The 433-nt window shown below is 65.8% G+C and carries 1 pseudogene (running past one end of the window); it reads left to right on the top strand.

From position 1 onward, the window contains the following. Positions 1-433 (top strand): annotated as a pseudogene (locus JSS75_14300) (GDP-mannose 4,6-dehydratase); it runs 151 nt beyond the window's last position.

The raw sequence follows: 433 nt of genomic DNA, 5'->3' as shown, positions 1-433 counted from the left end.
GGTCTACGGCACGCTCGGCAGGGACGACCCGGCGTTCACCGAATGCACGCCATATGCGCCGAATTCGCCGTACTCGGCGAGCAAGGCCGGCTCGGATCACCTGGTGCGCGCCTACTTCCACACCTACGGTCTGCCGGTGACGACCACCAACTGCTCGAACAACTACGGCCCGCTGCAGCACGCCGAGAAGTTCATCCCGACCGTGATCCGCAGCTGCCTGGAGGGCAGGAACATCCCGGTCTACGGCGACGGCAGCAATATCCGCGACTGGCTGTACGTCGAAGATCACTGCCGCGGCATCGAGCGCGTGATCCGGCGCGGGCGCCTCGGCGAGACCTACAACATCGGCGGCTGCAACGAGTGGAAGAACCTCGATATCGTGCGCCTGATCTGCAGTCTGCTGGACGAACGCCGGCCCGAGGCCGCACCGCAC

This window comes from Bacteroidota bacterium (genome assembly GCA_018266755.1).
Taxonomy (GTDB): domain Bacteria; phylum Bacteroidota; class Ignavibacteria; order Palsa-1295; family Palsa-1295; genus JAFDZW01.
This window is presented reverse-complemented; position numbering and strand designations above follow the sequence as displayed.